At 70.7% G+C, this 17,682-nt stretch carries 18 protein-coding genes; 15 read left to right on the top strand and 3 right to left on the bottom strand.

The features are described from left to right. The 7 genes from GUY59_RS40505 to GUY59_RS40535 form a co-directional block, all read left to right on the top strand. The coding region (locus GUY59_RS40505; RefSeq protein ID WP_161714962.1) for an ABC transporter substrate-binding protein at positions 1–1,221 on the top strand (1,221 nt) is incomplete at its 5' end. A 9-nt stretch (positions 1,222–1,230) separates the two neighbouring features. Beyond that, entirely contained in the window at positions 1,231–2,133 is a 903-nt protein-coding gene (locus GUY59_RS40510) for a carbohydrate ABC transporter permease (RefSeq protein ID WP_252374985.1), read from the top strand. Then, positions 2,133–3,014, top strand: a complete 882-nt coding sequence (locus GUY59_RS40515; RefSeq protein WP_138201698.1) for a carbohydrate ABC transporter permease — start codon at positions 2,133–2,135, stop codon at positions 3,012–3,014. Before GUY59_RS40510 ends, GUY59_RS40515 begins: the two co-directional genes overlap by 1 nt. Beyond that, on the top strand, positions 3,011–3,940 hold the full coding sequence (locus tag GUY59_RS40520) for a D-2-hydroxyacid dehydrogenase (protein WP_138201699.1): 930 nt from the start codon (positions 3,011–3,013) through the stop codon (positions 3,938–3,940). Before GUY59_RS40515 ends, GUY59_RS40520 begins: the two co-directional genes overlap by 4 nt. A 58-nt stretch (positions 3,941–3,998) precedes the next feature. Continuing rightward, positions 3,999–4,685 carry a GntR family transcriptional regulator gene (locus tag GUY59_RS40525; protein WP_138201700.1) on the top strand — a complete coding sequence of 229 codons (687 nt, stop codon included), beginning with the start codon at positions 3,999–4,001 and terminating at the stop codon, positions 4,683–4,685. Between the two features lie 8 nt (positions 4,686–4,693). Further along, positions 4,694–5,479 (top strand): hydroxypyruvate isomerase family protein, encoded by a 786-nt coding sequence (locus tag GUY59_RS40530; protein ID WP_138201701.1) that lies wholly within the window; start codon positions 4,694–4,696, stop codon positions 5,477–5,479. 85 nt (positions 5,480–5,564) lie between these two features. Next, positions 5,565–6,443 carry a 2-hydroxy-3-oxopropionate reductase gene (locus GUY59_RS40535; protein WP_138201702.1) on the top strand — a complete coding sequence of 293 codons (879 nt, stop codon included), beginning with the start codon at positions 5,565–5,567 and terminating at the stop codon, positions 6,441–6,443. Between the two features lie 27 nt (positions 6,444–6,470). On the opposite strand, the gene GUY59_RS40540 is transcribed toward GUY59_RS40535, so the two are convergent. The 3 genes from GUY59_RS40540 to GUY59_RS40550 all read right to left on the bottom strand — a co-directional run bounded on the left by GUY59_RS40540 (position 6,471) and on the right by GUY59_RS40550 (position 9,612). Further along, on the bottom strand, positions 6,471–7,121 hold the full coding sequence (locus tag GUY59_RS40540) for a TetR/AcrR family transcriptional regulator (RefSeq protein ID WP_161714963.1): 651 nt from the start codon (positions 7,119–7,121) through the stop codon (positions 6,471–6,473). Positions 7,122–7,243: 122 nt separating this feature from the next. Continuing rightward, positions 7,244–9,259 (bottom strand): CehA/McbA family metallohydrolase, encoded by a 2,016-nt coding sequence (locus GUY59_RS40545; protein ID WP_236667981.1) that lies wholly within the window; start codon positions 9,257–9,259, stop codon positions 7,244–7,246. A 71-nt stretch (positions 9,260–9,330) separates the two neighbouring features. Beyond that, positions 9,331–9,612 carry a hypothetical protein gene (locus tag GUY59_RS40550; protein WP_132640719.1) on the bottom strand — a complete coding sequence of 94 codons (282 nt, stop codon included), beginning with the start codon at positions 9,610–9,612 and terminating at the stop codon, positions 9,331–9,333. Positions 9,613–9,737: 125 nt separating this feature from the next. Here GUY59_RS40550 and GUY59_RS40555 point away from each other — a divergent pair, with 125 nt between their 5' ends. From GUY59_RS40555 to GUY59_RS47970, 8 genes are all read left to right on the top strand, one after another. Next, on the top strand, positions 9,738–10,394 hold the full coding sequence (locus tag GUY59_RS40555; RefSeq protein ID WP_201761923.1) for an endonuclease: 657 nt from the start codon (positions 9,738–9,740) through the stop codon (positions 10,392–10,394). Between the two features lie 47 nt (positions 10,395–10,441). Then, positions 10,442–11,215 (top strand): enoyl-CoA hydratase/isomerase family protein, encoded by a 774-nt coding sequence (locus tag GUY59_RS40560; protein WP_138201704.1) that lies wholly within the window; start codon positions 10,442–10,444, stop codon positions 11,213–11,215. 110 nt (positions 11,216–11,325) lie between these two features. After that, a complete protein-coding gene (locus GUY59_RS40565) occupies positions 11,326–11,904 on the top strand; it encodes a hypothetical protein (protein ID WP_201761924.1) in 579 nt (192 codons plus the stop codon). Continuing rightward, on the top strand, positions 11,895–13,100 hold the full coding sequence (locus GUY59_RS40570; protein WP_138201705.1) for a DUF6395 domain-containing protein: 1,206 nt from the start codon (positions 11,895–11,897) through the stop codon (positions 13,098–13,100). The genes GUY59_RS40565 and GUY59_RS40570 overlap by 10 nt, the downstream gene beginning before the upstream one ends. Positions 13,101–13,149: 49 nt before the next feature. After that, positions 13,150–13,992: a M55 family metallopeptidase gene (locus GUY59_RS40575; RefSeq protein WP_138201706.1), complete on the top strand. Its 843-nt coding sequence runs from the start codon at positions 13,150–13,152 to the stop codon at positions 13,990–13,992. A gap of 38 nt (positions 13,993–14,030) precedes the next feature. Further along, positions 14,031–15,581 carry a flavin monoamine oxidase family protein gene (locus GUY59_RS40580; protein ID WP_252374987.1) on the top strand — a complete coding sequence of 517 codons (1,551 nt, stop codon included), beginning with the start codon at positions 14,031–14,033 and terminating at the stop codon, positions 15,579–15,581. Between the two features lie 60 nt (positions 15,582–15,641). Beyond that, positions 15,642–16,154 carry a YbaK/EbsC family protein gene (locus tag GUY59_RS40585; RefSeq protein WP_138201707.1) on the top strand — a complete coding sequence of 171 codons (513 nt, stop codon included), beginning with the start codon at positions 15,642–15,644 and terminating at the stop codon, positions 16,152–16,154. Positions 16,155–16,285: 131 nt separating this feature from the next. After that, the coding region (locus GUY59_RS47970) for a serine/threonine-protein kinase (protein WP_201761925.1) at positions 16,286–17,682 on the top strand (1,397 nt) is incomplete at its 3' end.

Raw genomic sequence — 17,682 nt, forward strand, 5'->3', positions numbered from 1 at the left:
CTCGTGGCATGCGGCGGGGACGCGGAAGGCGGCGACACCACGCTGAGATACGCCTGGTGGGGCAACACCATCCGGCAGCAGAACTACACCAAGGCCCTCAAGGAGTTCTCCGGCAAGAACCCGGGCATCCAGGTCGAGCCGGAGTTCGCCGAGTACTCCGCCTTCCAGGAGCGTATGACGACGCAGATGGCGGCCCGCGACGTCGCCGACATCTTCTGGATCGCCTCAGCGCAGGTGCTCACCTACAACAAGAGCAACCTCTACCGCCGCCTCGACGACATCCCCACTCTCGACCTGTCCGACTACTCCCAGCAGGAGCTGGACTCGTTCAAGCTGAACGGGCAGCTCAACACCATGCCGTTCGGCGTCTTCGTCCCCGTCATGCGCTACAACGAGACGTTCGCCGAGGAGGACGACGTCGAGCTCCCGCCCGGCGACGCCGACTGGGACGCCTGGGCGACCTTCCTCATCGACTACTCCAAGGACAACTCCGGCAAGCGCAAGGGCATGCCGTACGAGGCCGACGCCGACATGTGGTTCGAGGCGTGGCTGCGCCAGCGCGGCGAGCAACTGTGGACCGAGGACGGCAACGCGGGCTTCACCGCCGACAGCGTGCGCGCCTGGTTCGACTGGTGGGACAAGATGCAGAAGGCCGGAGCCGTGCTGACGCTCAGCGAGCAGGAGGGAATGGGCCCCGACTGGGCGCTGGTCGGCGAGAAGGTGCTGGCCAAGGTGGGCAACTCCAACCACATCATCGACGACGCCAAGATGTTCCCCGACCACCGCTTCAGACTGCGCGGCATGCCGGTGGCCAAGGACGCGCAGGCCGGCCATCCGTTCCTGTACTTCCCCCGGATGGCGATATATCAGGGCATCGACGAGGAGAACCTGGAGGCGGCCGGCAAACTCGTCAACTACAACACCAACGACCCGGCCATGCTCCAGACCGTCGGCCTGACCATGGGCGCGCCGGTCAACCCCAAGGTCTTCCAGCAGACCCTCGACACGGCGAGCGGGGACGAGAAGGAGATGCTCACCGCCGTGCAAAGCGTTCGCGAGGCCGAGCGCCGCCCCCGCTTCGAGGCGCCCCCGGGCACGAGCACCTGGCGCACGGCCATGGCCCGGGCCGCCGAGGAGATCTCACTCGGCCGGCTGAGCACCGCCGACGGCGCCACGCGGCTCCTGGACGAGATCAAGACCGGCATCACGCGGGCGCGTTAGGAGATCCTCGTGCCGATCAAGCGAGCCAGACGAGGGCCGCGCGGCCAGGGCGCGGCCGCGCACGTCTTCCTCATCCCATGGTGGCTCGGCCTCGTGCTGGTCACGGCCGTGCCGCTGCTCGCCTCCCTCTATCTCGCGTTCACCGACTACAACATCCTCAGCTCGCCGGAGTTCAACGGCCTCGCGAACTTCCGGCGGATGTTCGAGGACGAGTACTTCTGGGCGGCCGTGCGGGTGACGCTGGTTTACGTCCTGGTCTCCATCCCGCTGCAGCTCGGCTTCGCGCTGCTGCTCGCCCTCATCCTCGACAGGGGCCTGCGCGGCCTGGCCTTCTACCGCAGCGCCTTCTACCTCCCGTCGCTGCTCGGCACCAGCGTCGCGGTCGCGATCCTGTGGCGGCAGGTGTTCGGCGACAGCGGCCTGATGGACCGGGCTCTGTCGTTCTTCGGGCTGGAGCTGGGCAGCTGGCTGCAGAACCCGAGCCTGTCGCTGTCGACGCTGATCGTGCTGAACGTGTGGACGTTCGGCTCGCCGATGGTCATCTTCCTCGCCGGTCTCCGCCAGATCCCCGAGGAGCTGTACGAGGCCGCCAGGGTCGACGGTGCGAGCGTCGTCCGGCAGTTCACCGGCGTCACGATCCCGCTGCTGACCCCGATCATCTTCTTCAACCTGATCCTGCAGACGATCGGCGCCTTCCAGACCTTCACCCAGGCCCACGTCGTCAGCGGTGGCACCGGAGGCCCGGCCAACTCGACGCTGTTCTACACGCTCTACATCTACCAGCAGGGATTCACGAACTTCGACATGGGCTACGCCTCCGCGCTGGCGTGGGTGCTGATGGCCGCGATCTGCCTGGTGACGGCCGTGCACTTCGTCCTGTCGAAATACTGGGTCTTCTACGGAGACGACTGATGACGACCGCGAACCTCGACTCCGCGCGTACCCGATCAAAGGCGGCCGCGCGGCGGCGCGTCCGCCGCGACCTGCTCAAACACCTCGGCCTCGGCGCATTCGTGCTGCTGATGCTCTATCCGCTGGCCTGGATGATCGTCAGCTCGCTCAAGCCCGACCACCTCGTCCTCACCGAACCCGGGCTCATCCCCAGCGAGATCACCTTCGACAACTTCGTCGAGGGCTGGCACGCGCTCAACCGCCCCTTCTCGGTCTTCTTCCTCAACTCGCTGCTCGTCACCGTCGGCGCGATCGCCGGCAACCTGTTCTCCTGCTCGCTGACCGCGTTCGCGCTGGCCAGGCTGGAGTTCAGGATGCGCGGCGTCTATCTCGCGATCACGCTCGTGTCGGTGATGTTGCCGATGCACGTGCTGGTGATCCCGCAGTACATCTTCTTCTCGCAGCTCGACCTGGTGAACACGTATTTCCCGCTGATCGTGCCGAAGTTCCTGGCCACCGACGCGTTCTTCATCTACCTGATGGTGCAGTTCATCAGGACCATCCCGCGCGACCTCGACCGCGCGGCCTGGATCGACGGCTCGGGGCCGTTCCGCACCTTCTGGTACGTGATCCTGCCGCTGATGCGGCCCGCGCTCGTCACCACCACGATCTTCACGTTCATCTGGACGTGGAACGACTTCTTCGTGCCGCTGATCTATCTCACGTCGCCGAAGATGTTCACGGTGCCGGTGGCGCTCAACTCCATGGTCGACTCCGAGTCGCAGGGCGGCGTGGGCATGTTGTTCGCGATGTCGCTGGTGTCGCTGCTGCCGGTGCTCATCTTCTTCGCCATCGCGCAGAAGCAGCTCATCCGCGGCATCGCCACGACGGGGCTCAAATGAGGATTCTGTTCACCGGCGACCACGACGAGGACGTGCGCCGCGGCGTGCGCGAGGCGGCCCCGCGGGCGAGCGTCGCGTTCGGGGCGGACCTGGCGGAGGGCATCGAGGAGGCGGACGCCGTCGTCGGCCACGTGCCGGACGCCCTGCTGGCCAGGGCGCGCAGGCTGCGCTGGGTGCACAGCCCGGCCGCCGGCGTGGACGGCGTGTTGTCGGGCGCGCTGCTCGACAGCGACGTCACGCTCACGTCGTCCGCGGGCAACGGCGCGATCCCGCTGGCCGAGCACGCGATGTTGCTGATGCTCATGCTGAGCAGGGACGTCCCCCGCTGGCAGCGCGCGCAGGCGGAGCGCCGATGGGACCGTCACACGCACGGCGAGCTGGCGGGCGCGACCGTCGGCCTCTACGGGCTGGGCAACGCGGGGCTCGACCTCGCGGCCAAGGCGAAGGCGTTCCACATGCGGGTGCTCGGCATGCGCCGCAGGACCGGCGTGCCCGCGCTGGGCGTGGACGAGCTGTTCGGCCAGGACGCCTTCCACCGGTTCCTGGCCGCGTGCGACTTCGTGGTGGTGACGGCGCCGCTCACGCCGGCCACCTCGGGGCGTTTCGACCGGGCCGCGTTCGCCGCGATGAAACGTACGGCGTGCTTCGTCTGCGTCTCCCGCGGCGGCATCGCGGACGACGACGCCCTGCTCGACGCGGTGCGGCGGGGTGAGATCGCGGGGGCCGGGCTGGACGCGCACGGCGTGGAGCCGCTACCTCCGCGCAGCCCGTTCTGGACGCTGCCGAACGTCATCGTCACCCCGCACAACGGCGCCACCACGCGGGAGACCGCACGCCGGGGAGTGCGGATCATGCTCGACAACGTGGGCAGGTTCGCCCGTGGCGAGCCGCTGCGGAACGTCGTCGACAAGGCGGCCGGGTATTGAGGCTAGTATACTTGTCTGACGATATGCCCGGCGTTCGGCGATCCTTGGGAGGGGTCCTTTGGACGGCCAGACCAGCTTTTCTCTCGGACCTTCGTCTCTGACGGAAGCGCTTTACGAGTCCGTGCGCAAGCGCATCGTCAACGGCGAGATCGCGCCGGGGGAGAAGCTCACCGAGATCCGCATCGCCGGCGAATACAGCGTCGCACGGCCCACCGCGAAGGCGTGCCTGGAACGGCTCACCGCGCTCGGATTGTTGCGCCGCACCACCCACAAGACCGCGGTCGTCCCCAAGCTCGACGAGGACGACATCCGCGACCTCTACTTCAGCCGCGAGACCGTCGAACGCGCGGCGGTCGCGGCGCTCGCCCGCACCGCCACCGTGCCGCAGCCCGCCGCCCGCGCGCAGGCGGCGATGAAGGCGGCGGCCGGTGACATGGCCTTCGCCAGCCAGGTGGAGGCCGACATCGCCTTCCACTCCGCGCTGGTCGCGGCCGTGGGCAGCCGCCGGTTGTCACGCATGCACGAGGTGATCCTCGGCGAGGTGCACCTGACGATGGGCCAGTTCCAGGCCCACAGGACCACGCACCCCATGAACGTGGTGCACGAGCACGACGACATTCTCAAGGCGATCGGCGACGGCGACCCCGAGCGGGCCCAGCAGCGCCTCGCCCACCATCTCGACCAGGCCCAGGGCCGCCTGCTCGGCCAGTTGCGCCGCGAGCGGTCAGGAGAGGCCACCGCGTAGGAGCTCATGTGACCAGCTGGACCGTCAACTGCTCGATCCTCTACACCGGCCTTCCCCTGCTCGACCGCCCCGCCGCGGCGGCCGCCGACGGGTTCACGGCGGTCGAGTTCTGGTGGCCGTGGCCGCGCGCCGTGCCCGCCGACCGTGACGTGGACGCGTTCGTACGCGCCGTCGAGAACGCGGGCGTGCGGCTGACCGGGCTCAACTTCTTCGCGGGCGACATGGCGGCCGGCGACCGCGGCCTGGTGTCGTGGCGCGGGCGCTCCCGCGAACTGCTCGACAACATCCCCGTGGTGGCGGCCATCGGCGAGCGGCTGGGCTGCCGGGCGTTCAACGCCCTGTACGGCAACCGCGTCGAAGGGGCCGATGCGAAGGAGCAGGACGACCTGGCCGTGGAAATGCTGGCGGCCTGCGCGCGCGGAGTCGACGGCACCGTGCTCGTCGAGCCGGTCAGCGGCGCGCCGCGCTATCCGCTGCTGACGGCCGCCGACGCGGTGACCGTGCTCGACCGGCTGGCCGAGGTGCCCAACGTGGCGTTGCTGGCCGACTTCTACCACCTGGCCGTCAACGGCGACGACGTGCCCGCCGTCATCGGACGGCACGCCGCGCGCATCGCGCACGTACAGATCGCCGACGCTCCGGGCAGGGGTGCGCCGGGTGAGGGGTCGCTGCCGCTCCGGCAGTGGATCGCTGACGTGTACGCAGCCGGATATGACGGATATGTCGGCCTCGAATACCGTTCCGACGGCCCCGGCGCCTTCGACTGGCTCCCCCGCCCGGACCGAGCCGCCTGAAAGACCGGCGCGGGAGGGAACGGCGAGACAGACAGACCAGCGCGGGCGGATCGCAACGCCGGGCGCACCAAGGGAGAGGAACGTCGTGAGCACCATCGCCTTCATCGGCCTCGGCATCATGGGCAGCCCCATGGCCGTGCACCTGGTCAGGGCCGGGCACACCGTGGCCGGCTACAACCGCTCGCCCGAGAAGACCAGGGCCCTGACCGAGGCGGGCGGCCGCGCGGCCGCCTCGATCGCCGACGCCGTGACGGGAGCCGACGTGGTCGCCCTCATGGTTCCCGACTCCCCGGACGTACAGGCCGTGCTGACCGGCGATGACGGCGTGTTCGCGAACGCCGCTCCAGGAACGCTGATCATCGACTTCTCGTCGATCCGTCCCGACGTCACCCGCGAGCTGGCCGCGGAGGCGTCCGCCCGTGGCCTGCGCTATCTCGACGCGCCCGTCTCCGGAGGCGAGGCGGGCGCCAGGAACGCGGCTCTGTCGATCATGGTGGGTGGTGACGGCGACGCCTTCGCCGCGGCCAAGCCGATCTTCGACGCGGTGGGCAGGACCGTCGTGCACGTCGGGCCGAGCGGCGCGGGCCAGACGGTCAAGGCGGCCAACCAGCTCATCGTCGCCGCGAACATCGAGGCGCTGGCCGAGGCGGTCGTGTTCCTGCGGGCGTACGGAGTGGACCTGGAGGCGGCGCTCGACGTGCTCGGCGGCGGCCTGGCGGGCTCGGCGGTGCTGAACCAGAAACGCCGCAACATGCTGGACCACGCGTTCGAGCCCGGCTTCCGCATCGCCCTGCACCACAAGGACATGGGCATCGTCACGTCGGCGGCCCGCGAGGCCGGGGTGGTGCTGCCGCTCGGCGCGCTGGTCGCCCAGCTCGTGGCCGCCGCCAACGCGTCCGGTGACGGCTCGCTCGACCACTCCGCCCTGCTCCGCGGCGTCGAACGCCTCTCCGGCGACCTCTGAGCCCACCGCTAGGGGCGCGGCGACGGTTCAGCTGTGGCGTTCGGCGCTGAGGCGCCGGGTCAGCGCTCCGGCCGTCAGCGGCTCCTCGGGCGGGGAGGGCGCCGGGTGGGCGCGCATGCCGGCGAGCACCAGCCGCACCGCGCGCTCCCGTAGCTCGTCGCCCAGGTCCGCGGGCAGCGTGGGCAGCCCGCGGACGAGTAGCCCGACGACCCCCATGACGTCGCCCGTGCCGACGTCGGTGCGCAGCGCCCCCTCGTCGTGGGCGGCGCTCACGATCTGGTCGAGCACCTCAAGCAGGCGGACGCGGCCCTCGTCGATCTCGGGCGTGCCGGCCACGCGGTGCGCCTGCGCTCCCGCGACCGAGATGAGCAGGTCGAGCCGCAGGTCGGCGCAGCCGTGCACGAACCGGCTGAGCGCGTCCCACGCCCAGGTCTCCTCCTCGCGCGCCTTCTGAGCCAGCGCGATCATGCGTTCGAGGGCGTCGGCCAGCACGGCATGGATGAGGCTGTCGCGGTCGGGGAAGTGCCGATAGAGCGTGCCCGCCCCCACACCGGCGAGCCGCGCGACCTCGTCCATCGTGGTGTCAGGGCCGTGCTCGGCGAACACCCCCCTGGCCGTGTCGATGATGAGCTCCCGGTTGCGTTGTGCGTCCGCTCTCGGTTGGCCCGGCGCGCGCATATCGGCTGGCCGCCTCTCGTGTGCTGGAGATCGCTTGACGTGGCTCTCCACAGCAGCATAACGTCGGAAAGCGGAGACAATCTCTCCGCTTAGAGGTGTGTCCATGATGAGTACTCGGGCGCTCAGGCAAGCCGCCCGCGATAAACCTTCCTGGCCCGCCCGTACACCTCGAGGTGGTCGCCGAGCTGCTCCTCGGTCTCGAACGTGCCGAACTCGCGCAGCAGTTCCTCCAGCCGGTCCAGCCACGCCAGGCACCACCGCACGTCCGCCTCCCTGGCCACGTGGGAGCCCGCGACGTCCACGTACACCGGGCTGGTGTGCGCGTACGCGCCGCGCCCGTGCAAGGTGCGCGGGTGCGGCGGGCCGGTGGCGACGGCGACCACGTACGTCGGCTCGTCCGCGACCAGCGACGTGGTCAGCCGCCCCGGCGGGCCCTGCGCCAGCACGCCGTCGGCGGTGCGGATCTCCAGCCGCTCGACCTCGGGGCCGATCGAGGTGACCACGATCTCCGCGCGCCGCCCGGCCGCCAGATCCACCGTGTCGCCCGGCCCGTGCCCGTTCACCGTGAGCTCCAGCCACGGTCCCGTCGTGGCGAACGTGCGGCCGAGCAGGATCGCCTCGGCGTACGACTCGGCCGTGAGCGGGCCCGCCACGTTGGCGTACACCCGTTCCCATCCGGGCGGGCTCGATGCGGTCCCGCGGCGGCAGAACGACAACACCGCGTCGGTGCCGGCCGTGACCGCGAGCCTGTTGCCCGCGCCGACGAGTCGCCGGTAGACGGCCGCCGTGGCGTCGATCGAGGAGTGGTTGAGCACGTCGAGGGCGTCGACCAGGCCCAGCGCGGCGTCCGCGACGATCTCTCTGGCCGAGCAGTTGCGCCCGCGGCCGAGCACCGCGCCGGGCGGATCGTCCTCGCCGAACGCCGTGTGGAAAGGATGCCCGTACCCGATCACCCCGCCGAGCGCCCGCAGCTCCTCGCACGCCACGGTGTTGGGCGGCCAGTCGGCCGTGCCCTGGAAGCCCGTGTGGCAGCGCCGCGGCGGCTCGCGCAGCCCGAACGCGGTGAGGTGCCCCACCAGGTCGCTGCGGTATTCGACGCCGATCCTGGCCAGATGCCTGTCGTCCGACCACGGCAGGTCCTCGCCCGCCCAGTGCGCGAGCGCCTCCAAATCGTAGACCCGCCCGCTCGCCACGTTGCCCGCCACGAGGTTGAGCACGTGCAGGTCCTCGCCGTGCTGCGCCGCCGCGGCCAGTTCGGGCGCGGCGGGCTCCTCGCCCATCCAGTTGAGGTGTACGTGCAGGTCGCCGCCGTACCACCCACGGGCGGCGGCGTCGTAGAGCCGTTCGGGCGCCAGCTCGACCAGCGTCTCCGCGCCCGCCTCCGGGGTGATGACGACCTCGGCCGACGTGTACTCCATCCCTCTCGCCACCGTCACCGTGACCGGTTCGGCGGGCACCGCGACCACGAGGTCGTCGCCATGGAAGTACGGCCGGCGCTGGGCGTCGACCTTGCGGGGGGCGCCCTCGGGATACCAGCCCTGGCCGTTCGCGCCCGTGACGCTCCACCGGCACGGGAACCCCGCCCGCACCCTGACCGCTGCCCGCGTCGCCCGGCGGCGCAGCGGAGCCAGGTCCACCGGCCGGCCGCCGGCGGTGACGGACTCGCCGGCCTCGACCACCTTGGCGCCGCGCGGCGGCACCTCGTACGCGGTGCCGTCCACCACGACCGTGACGGGCGCGTCCCTGCTGGAGTCGACGAGCAGTGACGTGCGGAACGGCCGGTCGTCCAGCACGACCTGTGTCACCGCCTCCAGCGTGACCCCTCCGGGGGTCAGCCGCAGCGCGGGCAGGTTGTCCACGACGTCGCCGCCGAGCGCGTCGCGCACCACCTCGTCGGCGTGCACCTCGCCGAGAAGGTCTTCGAGCTCGTCCTGGGGGATGCCGGGATGGCGTTCGGCGAGCAGGCGCAGCGCCGCCCCCCAGAAGTCGTAGCGGTTGTCGAGGAAGACGGTGGTCCAGGCCTGGACGACGTACGTGAGAGGCGGCTCGCCCCAGCAGACGCCGTGCGTGTCGCGCAGCGCACGGTAGCCGGCCAGCGCGCGAGCCACCGGTTCGGGGAACAGCGGATCGTCACGCATCGGACACTCCCTGAATCGGACGCGTCGTCATCGTGACATGAATCGACCGCTATGTCCCCCGCGATGAACGGTCAGGCACGTCCCAGGCTGAACGTCGGCTGCCCAGGAACGCTCTGCTCGGCGTCCAGCGCCTTGTCGTCCAGAATCGGCGCCGCGTCCTCCGACACGAAGACCCGCACGTCTCCCTTCTCCACGACCTGGTCGCCCGCGTAGGGCGTGCTCACCAGAGTGACTTCGAGCGTCCCCGCCTCATCGGTCTTCGGGGCGATGCGCAGGCCGGCGTCGGCCGGCACCTCCTGGCCGACCATGAGGTCGCGGATCGCCTCAACGGCGTTGTCTGTAAGCGTCAGCACAACAGGCTCCTTTCGGTCGTGAAACCTCCGCCTCCCCTCCGGCCTGCGCCCCAAACCCGGGCGGGCCTCCACCGGAAAGCGGGTGGCCCGGCATGCCCGTACGGGTCGCGGGTAGCGGGACGCTCATGACCAAGACCGAAGAAGCAGTCATGGACGTACTGCTCGACCGATACGGCCGCACGTACGCCGCCGAGGCCGGGATCAAGCTGGCCGACCAGCCGAAACCGCTCTACCAGTTGCTCGTCCTCGCCACCTTGCTCAGCGCGCGGATCTCGGCGGACGTGGCCGTGGCGGCCGCTCGTGAGCTGTTCGCGGCCGGGTACTCGACGCCGAAGGCCATGCGGGAGGCGAGCTGGCAGGACCGGGTGGACGCGCTGGGCCGGGGCCACTACCGCCGCTACGACGAGCGCACCGCCACCATGCTCGGCCGTGGGGCCGAACTGCTGCTCGACCGGTGGAAGGGCGACCTGCGCCGCCTGCGCGACGAGGCGGGAGGCGACCCGCGCGGGATCCACGAGCTGCTGACGGAGTTCCCCGGGCTCGGGCCGACCGGCGCGGACATCTTCCTGCGTGAGGTCCAGGCCGTCTGGCCCCAGGTCGCGCCGCACCTCGACAAGAAGGTGCTGGACGGGGCGGCCGAGGTGGGGCTGCCGCGCCAGGAGCGCTCGCTGGCCCGGCTGGCCGAGTCCGGCCACGAGCTGGCCCGCCTGTCCGCCGCACTCGTACGGGTGTCCCGCAGCAAGCGCATCGCCCAGGAGGTCAAGTCCGCGGCGGCCCGCTGACGGCCCGCTGACGGGGCGGGATGATCCCGCTCTGTTAGGTTCGACGTATGGGTGAGTTTGTGAGCGTCGAGGTGGCCGACCAGATCGCCACGATCCGTCTTGACCGTCCGAAGATGAACGCCCTCAACGGCCAGGTCCAGCAGGAGATCGGCGAGGCCGCCGGCATCGTCGACGCCGACCCGCAGGTGCAGGCGGTGATCATCTACGGCGGCGAGAAGGTCTTCGCGGCGGGTGCCGACATCAAAGAGATGGCCGACATGTCCTATGCCGACATGTCCACTCATTCCCGTACGCTGCAGGACTGCTTCACCGCCGTAACCCGCATCGGCAAGCCGGTCATCGCCGCCATCACCGGCTACGCGCTGGGCGGCGGCTGTGAGCTCGCCCTCTGCGCCGACTTCCGGGTCGCCGGGGAGTCGGCCAAGCTGGGCCAGCCCGAGATCCTGCTCGGCATCATCCCCGGCGCGGGCGGCACCCAGCGCCTGCCCCGCCTGGTCGGCCCGGCCAGAGCCAAAGACCTGATCTTCACCGGCCGACACGTGGCCGCCGCCGAGGCCCTCGCGATGGGCCTGGTCGACCGGGTGGTGCCGGACGAGCAGGTCTACACCGCCGCCCTCGAATGGGCGGCCACGTTCGTCGGCGGGCCCACGGTCGCGCTCCGTGCCGCCAAGCAGGCCGTTGACCAGGGGCTGGAGGTCGACCTGGACACCGGCCTCGAGATCGAGCGGCTGCAGTTCGCCGGCCTCTTCGCCACCGACGACGCCAAGATCGGCATGCGGGCGTTCGCCGAGAAGTCCAAGCCCAAGTTCACGGGGCGATAATGTCCTTCTGGACATGTCACCGCAAACTGGACGGAGCTGCTGGGGGACCTTGATAACCCCTCGGTAGCTTCGTCCGTCCCGGCTGTGGTTTGCCAGTATCGTGGCGTTTCATGATGCGCGTTCCCGTCCCTGTCCGGCTGCGCAAAGCCGTGCGTACGTGGTTCGACTCCCGTTACATCTCGATCGCCGATCACCGTCAGGACATCAGGGACGCGCTCTGGGAGGTCCAGACGCTGCGCCGGGAGATGGCGACCCTGCAGGGCGAGGTGGAACGGCTGCGGAACGCGCGCCCGCCGGCGGCCGCCGCCAGGACCCACAGCGCGGGCGCCGGCGACAGGGCAGGCAGTGCCGACAGCAGGGTCGGCCGCGTCGAGGTCAAGGCCGACAAGGCCTACGGCAAGGCCGACGACGCCCACCGGCTCGCGCAGGAGACCGCCAAGGCACTGGACGGTGTGCTGCAGAACGAGGTCCTCGTCTGGCAGGCCATCGACGACCTGCGTACCCGCCTGGCCGGAGGAGAGGTCCCCGCGACCTCCCGTACGACAGCCGAGGCGGCAGAGCGGGCGGGCTCCGGGCGCGTCCCGCCGGAGGCGGAGCGCACGCCGGGGCGTGCGGCGGACGAGCTGGTGCAGGGGCGTTCCGGGGACGAGCGGGTGCGGGGGCGTTCCGAGGAGCAGCCGTGCGCGTGACCTGGACGGGCGCCGACCTGACGTTCCGCCTGGACCCCGACGACGAGATCACCGGCAAGGCCTCCGACGAGCACCCCATCAAGCTGGCCACCAACTCCTGCTCCGTCGGCGGCGTCCCCGCCGACGCGCACCCCGACCTCTTCGCCCTCGCCGCGTGGACGATCGTCGCGCCGTGGACCCGCCGGCGCGTCTCCTTCGACCGGGCCATATCGGCGGAGCTGGCCGAGGCCCTGCACGCCGGCTGGGGGATCGATGCGGGTCCGGTGGGAGCGGAGCAGCGTGGCCCGGGGGACAGGCTCGCGATCTCGTACAGCGGCGGCGCGGACTCCGTCGCGGCGGCCGCCATCTACGCTGAGGCGCCGTTCGTGCACTTCCAGCGGGTGCCGCACCGGCGGGTCCCCAACCGCTGGCCCCACTACCGGTCCGACGTGCTGGCCAGGCTGGCCGAGCGGACAGGCCGCGAGTTGTCCGTGGTCACCTCCGACCTGGAGTACACCCTCGCCGAGCCGCGTCCCGGCTATCCCGAGCACCACGCGGTGGGGGCGGGCGCGCTGCTCCTGGCCGACCAGCTGGACCTCGGAGGGCTGGCCTTCGGCTATGAACTCGGTTCACGCTGGCTCGGCGGGGATCGCTATGTGTTGCGCTACACCCCCGACAACCCCATGTGGGCGCCGCACGGCAGATGGGGCCGTTTGTTCGCGGCGGCGGGCGTGCACATTGTGTTACCCGTGGGCGGCGTGAGCGAGGCGGTCACCATGCGCCTGGCCCTGAACTCCGATCTCAGGACGTACGTGCGCTGGTGCCTGCGCGGCACCGACGGGCCGTGCCGCGCCTGCGGCAAGTGCCTGTACAAGGAGCTCATCCAGGCCGCCATCGAGCGTCGCCCGCTCGACACCCCCATGACCGCCAGGCACCGCGCCGCGCAGTCGTGGCTGAAGAAGCCGCCCTACGGCGGCCAGGAGATGGTCGAGTACGGGCTCGCGCGTGTCCCCGGCATCGAGCACACCCTGTTCGCGGAGGTGCTCGACTATTTCGACGCCACGGAGGAGTCCTCCGCCTGGCTCGACCACTGCTACCCGAAGGCTCTCGACGAGATCCCGGCCCCGTGGCGTGCCGAGGCGGCGGCGTACATGGAGGCGAACGTGGGGCTCATGACGCACGACGAGGTGCGGCGGGTGGAGACTTGGGGCACCTGACGCCGGGCGGTCGGCCGGGCGGGTGCGGATCGATGAAGGAGCAGGGCACGTGAAGGTCTATCTGTCGGTGGACATGGAGGGCGTGACGGGGCTGACGGACCCCGAGGAGATGCACGCGGGCAAGCGCGGGTACGAGCGCGGCTGCGAGCTGATGACCGCCGACGCCAACGCGGCCGTCGAGGGCGCGTTCGACGCGGGGGCGACCGGCGTGCTGGTCAACGACGCCCACGGGTCGACCAAGAACCTCCGGATCGACCTGCTCGATCCCCGGGCCAGCCTCGTACGCGGGCCGGGCAAGGCGCAGCGGATGGCGCAGGGGCTCGACGGTTCGTTCCAGGCCGCCTGCTTCGTGGGCTACCACGCCCGCGCGGGCGTGCAGCACGGCGTGCTGAACCACACCTGGATGGGCAAGGAGATCCAGAACGTCTACCTCAACGGCGAGCTGTGCGGGGAGACCCGGCTCGTCGCCGCGTGCGCCGGGTTCCACGGGGTGCCGGTCGCGGTGGTGACCGGGGACGAGGCCGTCGGCGAGGAGGCGCGCGAGCTGCTCGGCGACGTCGAGACGGTCGCGGTGAAGAAGGGGATCGACAAGTTCGCGGCCGAGCTGCTGCCGCCGAGCGTGGCTCAGGCCAGGATTCGTGAGGCCACGGCGCGGGCACTCGGCCGGTTGAGCGATTTCACGCCCTATGAGCTGGCGGCGCCGTACACGCTGGGGGTGGAGTGGAACTCCACCGCCATCGCCGCCGCCGTGGCGCTCGTCCCCGGGGTGAAGTCGGCAGGGCCGCGGCACACCGAGTTCACCACCGACGACTTCACCCAGATCATGGCGCTGTTCGGCATCTTCGCCACCATCGGCGGCCAGGTCGCCTGCGGCAGCGGGCCGTACGGCTGAGATGACGTGACCGGTGACGGGTGTAGGGGGCGGGTGACGTGGAAGGCGCGGCGCTGACCCGGCGCGGGTTGCTCGTCGGGTTGGGGGCAGTCGGCGGCGCGGGCGCCATGTACGCGGCCATGGGCGCGTTAGGGCTGGCGCCCTCGGAGCAGTCGAAGGACTACGTGGCCCCGAGGCCGGGCGACTTCACCCTGCGCGGCAAGGGCGCGGCCAAGGTCGTGGTCATCGGCGCGGGGGTGGCGGGGCTCACGGCGGCGTACGAGCTGAACAAGGCCGGCTATGACTGCACGCTGCTGGAGGCCAGGGAGAAGGCCGGTGGGCGGAACCTGACGCTGCGCGGCGGCGACCGGCTGAGCGAGCTGAACGGCCCGGCGCAGGAGGTGACGTTCGGGGAGGGCGTCTACTTCAACGCGGGCCCCGCCAGGATCGCCCCGTGGATGGTCACCCTCGACTACTGCCGTGAACTGGGCATCCCGATCGAGACCTTCATCAACGACAACGCCGCCGCGTACGTGCACACGAACGGGCGGACGATGCGGGCGCGGACCGCCCGAGCCGACATGTATGGATATGTCGCAGAATTGTTGGCGAAAGCCACAAATGTTGGTGCGTTGGACAAGGCCATCACCAAGGACGACCAGGAACGCCTGCTCGATTTTCTCCAAAGGTTCGGCGACCTGGGGCCCAAGCTGGAATACGAGGGGTCGTCGCGCCGCGGTTTCACGACATTTCCGGCGATAGAGGGTGGGATTCTCCTCGACCCTCCGGGCCCGCTCCATCAGATCCTCGCCGCGGGCACCGGCCGGGCCATCACCAACAACTTCGGCTTCGACCAGGCCACCCCCATGTTCCAGCCCGTCGGCGGCATGGACGCGATCGTCAGCCGGCTGGTGGAGGCCGTGGGCGAGGACTCCATCACGACGGGCGCCAAGGTCACCAGGATCACCACCATGGACGACGGCGTGGAGGTCGTCTGGAACGGCGGCAGCGTCAAGGCCGACTACTGCATCGCCGCCCTCCCCCCGCACGTGCTCGCTAAGATCCCGCACAACCTGGGCGCCCAGGTCACCACCGCGCTCAAGACGCCGGTCCCGGTCGCCGCGGGAAAGATCGGCCTGGAGTACGGCAGGCGCTGGTGGGAGCTGGAGGACCACATCTACGGCGGCGTGACGGAGACGGACCTCGACATCACTCACATCTGGTACCCGTCCCACGACTACCACGCGGAGCGCGGCCTGCTGGTCGGCTACTACAACGTCGAGCGCGACGCCGAGCTGTACGGAGCCCTCACCCCCGAGGACCGCAGGCGCAGGGCGCTCACCCAGGGCAAGAAGATCCACGGCGAGAAGTACCGCCAGAACGTCCTGTCCGGCGTCTCCATCGCATGGGAGCGCCAGGAGCACATCCAGGGTGGTTGGGTGCGCTGGCCGTCCATTGATTCGTCCTTCACTCTTCTGCAACGCCCCGCCGGAAGGGTCTACTTCACGGGCGACTGGCTCACCCATCTGATCGCCTGGCAGGCGGGGGCCATGGAGTCCGCCCGCGGCGTCGTCACCCTGCTGCACCAGCGAGTGCTGCAGTCCCCGTGACGTCGCACGCTGCTCCGGCGACCGGGTTAGGGTCCAAGGAGAAGCGATCGAGGAGATGGGATGAGCTTGCACTGGGAGCCCGCGACCGAACGTACCGGCCTTCTCGCCGATCCGGTGGCGCGGGCCGTTCCGCACGTGGACGGCGTCGAGGTGGCCGAGATCGACCCCGATCTCGCCGACACGGCGGCGTTCTGCGAGCGCTATGACGTGCGGCTCGACGCGTCGGCCAACTGCGTGGTCGTGGCCGCCAAACGGGGCGGCGAGGTCCGCTACGCCGCCTGCATGGTGCTCGCGACGATGCGGGCGGACGTGAACGGTGTCGTACGCAGGCATCTCGACGCCAGGAAGGCGAGTTTCGCGCCGATGGCCGACGCGGTCGAGCTGACCGGCATGGAACACGGCGGCATCACGCCATTGGGCTTGCCGGACGACTGGCCGATCCTCGTGGACACGCACGTCGCCGACCATCCGAGAGTGGTGATCGGAAGCGGTGTGCGCAGGTCGAAGCTGGCCGTTTCCGGGGCCGCGCTGGCCGGGCTGAAGGGGGCCGAGGTTCTCTCGCTGGCCGGCTGACACAAACTGAAGCCGATTCGAGACCGTTGGATGGGAAACCGATGAGCCCTTTCCGGACGTTGTACAAGTGGGAATGTGGCCTCATGGTTCATCTCGTGGGCGGGGACTAAGCCGATATGGTGCTTCATGCCATGAACGATGACCGACTTGGCCCTTACCGGTTGCTCAGGCGGCTCGGTGAAGGCGGGATGGGCGTTGTCCACCTCGCCGCCGACCCGCAGGGGCGTCAGGTGGCGGTCAAGGTCCTGCGCGGGGAGGTCGCCGGCGACGAGGTCGCCAGGCGGCGGCTTTCGCGCGAGGTCGAGACCATGCGCAGGGTGCGGAGCAAATACATCGCCGAGGTGCTCGACGCCGACGTGACCGGCCACCGCCCCTACATCGTCACCCGCTACGTGCCCGGCCGTCCTCTCGACGAGATCGTCAAGGACGACGGCCCGCTCGATCTCGACGCGCTGCTCAAGGTCGCGCACGGGGTGGCGTCGGCGCTGGCCGTCGTGCACTCGGTCGGGGTGATCCACCGTGACCTCAAGCCGGGCAACGTGCTGATCCTCGACGGCGAGCCCGTGCTGATCGACTTCGGCATCGCCCAGGCGGTCGACGCGACCCGGCTGACGCAGACCGGCATGTTCATCGGCACGCCAGGCTACCTCGCGCCCGAGATCATCGAGGGCCAGGAGGCCGGCCCCGAGGTCGACATCCACGCGTGGGCGGGCACGCTGCTGTTCGCCGCGACGGGCCAGCCGCCCTTCGGCAAGGGCACGCTGGAGATGGTCTTCTACAACATCACGGCGGGCAAGGCCGACATCGGCGCCGCCCCCTCGACATTGCAGCCGCTGCTCAAGGCGGCCTTCCAGCGTAATCCGGCCAAGCGGCCCAAGGCGGCCGACCTGGCCGAGCAGATCGCCAGGATGCTGCCCCGGCGGCCGCCGGGCGACGTGCCCGACGAACTCTCCACCGTGCCGCGGCCCGACACGTCCCCGCCCGGCCGGCCCGACACGTCCCCGTCCGGTTTCCCGCCTCCCGCGGCCGACAGCCCGTCCCACGACGTGTCCACGCCGCCGGTGACGCCGCGGCGGCTGCTCGAGAGCCAGGATCATCCGGTCCCTCCGCCATCGCAGGACCAGTACGTCTCGCTCCTGCCCAACCAGCCCGACCCCTGGCCGACCCGCAGGGTGTCGCCGGAGGAGTTGCGCCGGATCCAGCGCGAGGGCGGGGCGTCGCAGCCCTGGCCCGCGCAGCCCGGAGGCAGGGCCGCGCCGCCGGGCGAGGCCGACGTGCCCACCACGCGGGTGCGCCCCGACTCGCTGGAGTTCCGCGGGCTCAACGCGGGCCCGCCCGCCGACGTCAGACCGGGCACGGGTCCCGGCACGGACGGCCGGCAGGGCATGGGTCACGGCGCAGGACCGCACGCGAACCCGGGCACGGGCCCCGGCGGTGGACCGGGCGGAGGCCTGGGCGCGGGCCCTGGAGCAGGGCCGGGACCAGGCCGGTCCGGGCCGGGCCACGACTACGGCCGCACGCCCACGCC

Source organism: Nonomuraea sp. K271, assembly GCF_009908215.1.
GTDB lineage: Bacteria > Actinomycetota > Actinomycetes > Streptosporangiales > Streptosporangiaceae > Nonomuraea > Nonomuraea longispora.

Coding starts and splice junctions, on each gene's coding strand:
- GUY59_RS40565 (WP_201761924.1), top strand. CDS start 11,326: ATGATGCGCGTTCCCGTCCCTGTCCGGCTGCGCAAAGCCGTGCGTACG.
- GUY59_RS40545 (WP_236667981.1), bottom strand. CDS start 9,259: ATGCGTGACGATCCGCTGTTCCCCGAACCGGTGGCTCGCGCGCTGGCC.
- GUY59_RS40585 (WP_138201707.1), top strand. CDS start 15,642: ATGAGCTTGCACTGGGAGCCCGCGACCGAACGTACCGGCCTTCTCGCC.
- GUY59_RS40555 (WP_201761923.1), top strand. CDS start 9,738: ATGACCAAGACCGAAGAAGCAGTCATGGACGTACTGCTCGACCGATAC.
- GUY59_RS40520 (WP_138201699.1), top strand. CDS start 3,011: ATGAGGATTCTGTTCACCGGCGACCACGACGAGGACGTGCGCCGCGGC.
- GUY59_RS40540 (WP_161714963.1), bottom strand. CDS start 7,121: ATGCGCGCGCCGGGCCAACCGAGAGCGGACGCACAACGCAACCGGGAG.
- GUY59_RS40560 (WP_138201704.1), top strand. CDS start 10,442: ATGGGTGAGTTTGTGAGCGTCGAGGTGGCCGACCAGATCGCCACGATC.
- GUY59_RS40515 (WP_138201698.1), top strand. CDS start 2,133: ATGACGACCGCGAACCTCGACTCCGCGCGTACCCGATCAAAGGCGGCC.